6 protein-coding genes are annotated in these 6346 nt (G+C 59.3%); 5 read left to right on the forward strand and 1 reads right to left on the reverse strand.

Annotated features, from left to right (window positions below; genetic code table 11):
* From KHQ28_RS28175 to gutQ, 3 genes are all read left to right on the forward strand, one after another.
* On the forward strand, nt 1-240 hold a 240-nt coding region (locus KHQ28_RS28175; protein WP_211777782.1), incomplete at its 5' end, for a transcriptional regulator GutM.
* A gap of 66 nt (nt 241-306) precedes the next feature.
* Complete coding sequence (locus KHQ28_RS28180) at nt 307-1080, forward strand: DNA-binding transcriptional repressor (protein WP_002914817.1); 774 nt, start codon at nt 307-309, stop codon at nt 1078-1080.
* Nucleotides 1073-2038, forward strand: coding sequence for an arabinose-5-phosphate isomerase GutQ (gene gutQ / locus KHQ28_RS28185; RefSeq protein WP_002914818.1), 966 nt, complete (start codon nt 1073-1075; stop codon nt 2036-2038). Before KHQ28_RS28180 ends, gutQ begins: the two co-directional genes overlap by 8 nt.
* Here the strand turns inward: gutQ and norR are convergent.
* The gene (norR, locus tag KHQ28_RS28190) at nt 2001-3551 is read right to left on the reverse strand and encodes a nitric oxide reductase transcriptional regulator NorR (protein WP_004890240.1); all 1551 of its coding nucleotides are present in this window, start codon (nt 3549-3551) and stop codon (nt 2001-2003) included. The two genes, gutQ and norR, sit on opposite strands and share 38 nt — an antisense overlap.
* Nucleotides 3552-3738: 187 nt before the next feature.
* Between norR and norV the strand changes: the two genes are divergently transcribed.
* Together norV and norW are read left to right on the forward strand one after the other, a co-directional pair.
* Nucleotides 3739-5187 (forward strand): anaerobic nitric oxide reductase flavorubredoxin, encoded by a 1449-nt coding sequence (gene norV / locus KHQ28_RS28195; protein ID WP_004211582.1) that lies wholly within the window; start codon nt 3739-3741, stop codon nt 5185-5187.
* Nucleotides 5184-6317: an NADH:flavorubredoxin reductase NorW gene (gene norW / locus KHQ28_RS28200; RefSeq protein ID WP_032418415.1), complete on the forward strand. Its 1134-nt coding sequence runs from the start codon at nt 5184-5186 to the stop codon at nt 6315-6317. The genes norV and norW overlap by 4 nt, the downstream gene beginning before the upstream one ends.
* Nucleotides 6318-6346: the final 29 nt, after the last annotated feature.

Here is a 6346-nt window from a genome sequence, read left to right on the forward strand (position 1 = left end):
GGCGTCGGCCGCTCCGCCGGGCGCTTTCAACCGCGCGCCATCGTCGCCATCGCCGTCGATGATAACGACCGCATTAGCGACACGCTGCTGATGAAAGGCTTCACCATTTTCGCCAGTCCGCAAAAGATCCCGGCTCTGGCAGGCAAACATATTGCGGAATTGCAGCCTGATGTGATCTTTCCCCATGATCCGCGCTGTCAGAATGCACTATCATTAGCGCTTAATCCGAAACATGGATAATTTCGTTGTAAAAGTAAATATCTTGCGAAATTATCACTTCGAAACTTAAACGCAGGATAGACGCCTATGAAACCACGTCAGCGCCAGGCAGCCATTCTCGAGTTCCTGCAGTCGCAGGGAAAATGCTCGGTCGAAGAGCTGGCGCAACACTTCGATACCACTGGCACCACCATCCGCAAGGATCTGGTCACGCTGGAAAACGCCGGCACCGTCATTCGCACCTACGGTGGCGTGGTACTCAACAAGGATGAAGCCGATCCGCCGATTGACCATAAAACGCTGATCAACACCCATAAAAAAGCGCAGATTGCCGAGGCCGCCGTGCGATACATCCACGATGGCGATTCAATTATCCTCGACGCCGGCAGCACCGTGCTGCAGATGGTGCCATTGCTGAGTCACTTCAATAACATCACGGTGATGACCAACAGCCTGCATATCGTCAACGCGCTATCAGAGTTCGATAACGAGCAGACCATCCTGATGCCGGGCGGCACCTTCCGTAAAAAATCGGCCTCTTTTCACGGCCAGCTGGCGGAAAACGCCTTCGAACAGTTCAGCTTCGACAAGCTGTTTATGGGCACCGACGGTATCGATCTGAACGCCGGAGTCACTACCTTTAATGAGGTCTATACCGTCAGCAAAGCAATGTGCAACGCCGCCCGCGAAGTGATCCTGATGGCCGACTCATCCAAGTTTGGTCGTAAAAGCCCCAATATTGTCTGCGGCCTTGAACGCGTGGATAAATTGATTACCGATGCCGATATTGACCCGGAATTCCAGCGGGCGCTGGAAGCCAAAGGTATTGAAGTCATTATTACTGGAGAACATCATGAGTAACTTTTTGTTAGAGGCCGGACGCCAGACCCTGATGCTTGAGCTGCAGGAGGCGAGCCGCCTGCCGGAGCGCCTGGGCGACGACTTCATCCGCGCGGCGGAAACCATTATCCACTGCGAGGGCAAACTGATTGTCTCCGGTATCGGTAAATCCGGCCACATCGGTAAAAAGCTGGCGGCAACCTTCGCCAGCACCGGCACCCCGGCCTTTTTCGTCCATCCGGCGGAAGCCCTGCACGGCGATCTCGGCATGCTCGATAGCCGCGACGTGATGCTGTTTATCTCCTACTCCGGTAGCGCGAAAGAGCTGGATCTCATCGTGCCGCGGCTGGAAGAAAAAGGCATTCCGCTGCTGGCGATGACCGGCAAATCCACCTCGCCGCTGGCGCTGGCGGCGAAAGCGGTGCTGGATATCGCCGTGGAGCGCGAGGCCTGCCCGATGCATCTGGCGCCAACCTCCAGCACCGTCAACACGCTGATGCTGGGCGACGCGTTGGCGATGGCGGTGATGCAGGCGCGCGGTTTCAATGAAGAGGATTTCGCCCGTTCCCACCCGGCGGGCGCCCTCGGCGCGCGGCTGCTGAACAAAGTGCATCACCTGATGCGCCGCGACGAAGAAGTGCCGCGGGTCAATGCCGAGGCCAACGTCATGGACGCCATGCTCGAACTAAGCCGAACCGGACTCGGCCTGGTGGCGGTCTGCGATGAAGCCAACCGCGTGCAGGGCGTTTTCACCGACGGCGACCTGCGCCGCTGGCTGGTTGCTGGCGGTACGCTCAACGATGGCGTCACTCGGGCGATGACCCGCAACGGCGTAACGCTGCAGGCGGATAGCCGCGCGGTGGAAGCCAAAGAGCGGCTGATGAAACACAAAATCAGCGCCGCGCCGGTAGTGGATGAGAACGGCCAACTGGTCGGCGCCATTAACCTGCAGAACTTTTACCAGGCGGGGATCCTTTAAGCCCCAGACGTTTCGCCAGCCGATGCAGGTTGGCGACGTCCAGTTCCAGCGCTCGGGCGGTCGCCGCCCAGTTGCCCTGGTTCGCCTCCAGCGCGCGGCTAATGGCTTCTCGCTGAAAAGAGTCGGTCGCCTCGCGCAGATTGATGTTTCCCGTCGCGGGCGCCGCTGCCGCCGTCTCAGTCGGCAACATTGGCGCCGCCACCGCAAACTGGAAATGCTGCGGCTCCAGGACCACTTCATCACCGGCCTGGGTGGCCCGCGCCAGCACCACCGCCCGATGGATAGCATGCTCCAGTTCGCGCACGTTGCCCGGCCAGGACCACTGCTGCAGCCGGTTTCGCGCCGCCTCAGCCAAAATGACCCGCGCCAGCCCCATCCGCAGGCGGCACTGCTCGCAGAAATAGCCCGCCAGCAGCACCACGTCACTTTCCCGCTCGCGTAGCGGCGGAACCGACAGCGGGAAGACGCTCAGCCGATGGTACAGGTCGGCGCGAAAGCGCCCTTCCACCACCTCCTGGCGCAGATCGCGGTTCGTCGCCGCCAGCACCCGCACATCGACCCGCAGGCTGCGGTCATCGCCGACGCGCTGAATATCGCCATACTGCAGCACGCGCAGCAGTTTGGCCTGCAGCGCCAGCGACAGTTCGCCGATTTCGTCAAGAAACAGGGTGCCGTTATCCGCCATCTCAAATTTACCGCTGCGGTTGCTGATAGCCCCGGTAAATGCCCCTTTCACATGGCCGAACAGCTCGCTCTCCGCTACGCTTTCCGGCAGCGCCGCGCAGTTGAGGTACACCAGAGGGTTGGCGGCTCGCGGCGACCCCTGATGCACCGCCTTCGCCACCAGCTCTTTGCCGGTGCCGGTTTCGCCGCTGATCAGCACGTTTAAATCCGAGGCGGCGACGATATCGATCTCTTTTTTCAGCTGCAGCATGGGCCCCGACAGGCCGATGATCTCCTGGCGCTCCGGCAGCGGGTAATTCACCGCCTGCGCCGGCAGGACGTTTTGCGCTTCAAGGCGGGCGATAAGCAGCGCATTATTCAGCGCCCCGGCCACCAGCGCGGCAATCAGCCGCAGCTCTTCATCGCTGAAGCTATCGAAACGATCGGCATCCATGCCGTCCAGGGTCAGCGCGCCAATCAGCGTCTGCCCGGCAAACAGCGGCAGTCCCACGCAGGCATGGACTTTGAGGCTCTCATGACCGGGGATCAGCCCGTCATAGGGGTCGGGCAGGTCGCTATCCGCCGGGAAGCGCACCACATCCCCGGCGCGCGCAATCGCCTCCAGCCGCGGGTGTCCTTCCAGGGCAAAGCGCCGACCGAGCACATCCTGCGCCAGGCCATCGATCGCCAGCGGCACAAACTGATGCGCCTCATAGCGCAGCAGCGCCGAGGCATCGCAGCCAAGAATTTGCCGCAGGGTAGTAATCAGGCGCGAAAAGCGGTCGGTGTGACCAATATCACTTTGTAAATCTATGGCGATTCTCGCCAGCTCGTCGACGGAAAAACTCATTGCCGCTCCATTGTCATTTTGACAATACGCATTGTCATATCGACTATTTTAACCATTGTCATTTTGACAACAACCAAAATCAGAAAAAATTAAAAACAGATAATTATCAATTAATTAAAAAGTTGGCACGCAACTTGATATAAGCCAGTCAACTGAGTTTAAACACACTGTATTGATTGAGGTTGCTATGTCTATTGTGGTGAAAAATAACATTCTTTGGGTTGGCCAACGTGACTGGGAAGTGCGTGATTTCCACGGCACCGAATATAAAACGCTGCGCGGCAGCAGCTACAACAGCTATCTCATCCGCGAAGAGAAAAACGTGCTGATCGATACCGTCGATCATAAATTCAGCCGCGAGTTCGTACAGAACCTGCGCCGCGAAATCGACCTCGCCGACCTCGACTATATCGTCATTAACCACGCCGAAGAGGACCATGCCGGCGCGCTGACCGAACTGATGATGCAGATCCCGGATACGCCGATCTACTGCACTGCCAACGCCATCGACTCGATCAACGGCCACCATCATCATCCGGAGTGGAACTTCCACGTGGTGAAAACCGGCGATACTCTCGACATCGGTAACGGTAAACAGCTGATCTTCGTGGAAACGCCGATGCTGCACTGGCCGGACAGCATGATGACCTACCTGTCCGGCGACGCGGTGCTGTTCAGCAACGACGCCTTCGGCCAGCACTATTGCGACGAACATCTGTTCAACGATGAAGTGGACCAGACTGAACTGTACGAACAGTGCCAGCGCTACTACGCCAACATCCTGACGCCCTTCAGCCGCCTGGTGACGCCGAAAATTACTGAAATCCTCGGCTTCAACCTGCCGGTGGAGATGATTGCCACCTCCCACGGCGTGGTCTGGCGCGATAACCCGACGCAAATCGTCGAGAAATACCTCGAGTGGGCGGCGGATTATCAGGAAGATCGCATCACCATCTTTTACGACACCATGTCCAATAATACCCGCATGATGGCGGACGCCATTGCCCAGGGGATCACCGAGGTTGACCCACGGGTAGCGGTGAAAATCTTTAACGTCGCCCGCAGCGACAAAAACGACATCCTCACCAATGTTTTCCGCTCGAAAGGCGTACTTGTCGGCACGTCCACCATGAACAACGTGATGATGCCGAAAATCGCCGGGCTGGTGGAAGAGATGACCGGGCTGCGTTTTCGCAATAAACGCGCCAGCGCCTTTGGCTCGCACGGCTGGAGCGGCGGCGCGGTAGACCGCCTGTCCACCCGCCTGCAGGATGCCGGCTTTGAGATGTCGCTGAGCCTGAAAGCCAAATGGCGCCCGGATATCGACGCGCTGGAGCTGTGCCGCCAACACGGTCGCGACATCGCTCGCCAATGGGCCCTCTCGCCGCTGCCGGTTGCTGAAGCAGCGACAACGCCGGAACCACAAGACTGCGCCTGTGCCGCCGCCGCGGCCGCCGATCTCGGTCCCATGATGCAGTGCAGCGTGTGCCAGTGGGTCTATGACCCGGCGAAAGGCGAACCTAATCAGGATGTACAGCCGGGTACGCCGTGGAGCGAAGTGCCGGACAATTTCCTCTGCCCTGAGTGTTCTCTTGGCAAAGATGTCTTTGACGTACTGGCGACGGAGGCAAAATGAGTGATGGCATCGTCATCATCGGCTCGGGCTTCGCGGCCCGCCAGCTGGTGAAAAATATTCGTAAGCAGGATGCGCAAATCCCGCTGACCCTCATCGCCGCCGATAGCATGGATGAATACAACAAACCGGACCTCAGCCATGTCATCAGCCGCGGACAGAAGGCCGACGATCTGACCCTGCAAAGCGCCGGCGAGTTCGCCGAGCAGTACACTCTGCGTCTGTTTCCCCATACCTGGGTAAGCGATATCGACGCCGAAAACCGGTTAGTGAAGAGCCAGGATAACCAGTGGCGCTACGACAAACTGGTGCTGGCCACCGGCGCGACGCCGTTTATCCCGTCGGTGCCGGGGCGCGAGCTGATGCTAACGCTCAATAGCCAGCGCGAATATGGCGCGGCGCAGAGCCGGCTGCACGACGCGAAGCGCGTGCTGATCGTCGGCGGCGGCCTGATTGGCTGCGAACTGGCGATGGATTTCTGCCGCGCCGGTAAAGCGGTAACGGTAGTCGATAACTCCGCCAGCGTGCTGGCGGCGCTGATGCCGCCGGAGGCCAGCAGCTGCCTGCAGCATCGGCTCACCGAGATGGGCGTACATCTGATGCTGAAAACGCAGCTGGAGGGGCTGGAGCAAACCGCCGACGGCATTCGCGTCAGTCTCGATCGCCAGCGCGCGATAACCGTCGATGCGGTGGTGGCCGCCGCCGGCCTGCGCCCGGAAACGTCGCTGGCGCGCCACGCCGGACTGCAGATTAACCGCGGTATTGTGGTCAATAGCCAGCTGCAAACCAGCGACCCGGCGATTTATGCGCTCGGCGACTGTGCGGAAATCAACGGCGTGGTACTGCCGTTCCTGCAGCCGATTTTACTCAGCGCCATGTGCCTGAGTAAAAATCTGCTGGCGCAGGCGGGAGAACTCAAGCTGCCGCCAATGCTGGTGAAGGTGAAAACCCCGGATCTGCCGCTGCATCTGGCCGGCGACACCCGCCGCGACGATCTGACGTGGAACATCGTGGCCGCTAAAGAGGGGCTGGTGGCGAAAGGCGTGGATGCCGAAAACCAGCTGCGCGCCTTTGTGGTGAGTGAAGACAAAATGAAGGAAGCCTTTGCGCTGCTCAAACAACTGGTAAGTTGATGGTTTTCCCGGCTTGCGGCGTAAACGCC

Origin of the sequence: Klebsiella sp. 28 (assembly GCF_018223905.1) — a bacterium.
In the GTDB taxonomy this organism is placed as follows: Bacteria; Pseudomonadota; Gammaproteobacteria; order Enterobacterales; family Enterobacteriaceae; genus Klebsiella; species Klebsiella pneumoniae.

Bases quoted from the DNA above. Each gene is read 5' to 3' on its own strand.
- KHQ28_RS28180 (WP_002914817.1), top strand. From the start codon at position 307: ATGAAACCACGTCAGCGCCAGGCAGCCATTCTCGAGTTCCTGCAGTCG.
- gutQ (WP_002914818.1), top strand. From the start codon at position 1,073: ATGAGTAACTTTTTGTTAGAGGCCGGACGCCAGACCCTGATGCTTGAG.
- norR (WP_004890240.1), bottom strand. From the start codon at position 3,551: ATGAGTTTTTCCGTCGACGAGCTGGCGAGAATCGCCATAGATTTACAA.
- norV (WP_004211582.1), top strand. From the start codon at position 3,739: ATGTCTATTGTGGTGAAAAATAACATTCTTTGGGTTGGCCAACGTGAC.
- norW (WP_032418415.1), top strand. From the start codon at position 5,184: ATGAGTGATGGCATCGTCATCATCGGCTCGGGCTTCGCGGCCCGCCAG.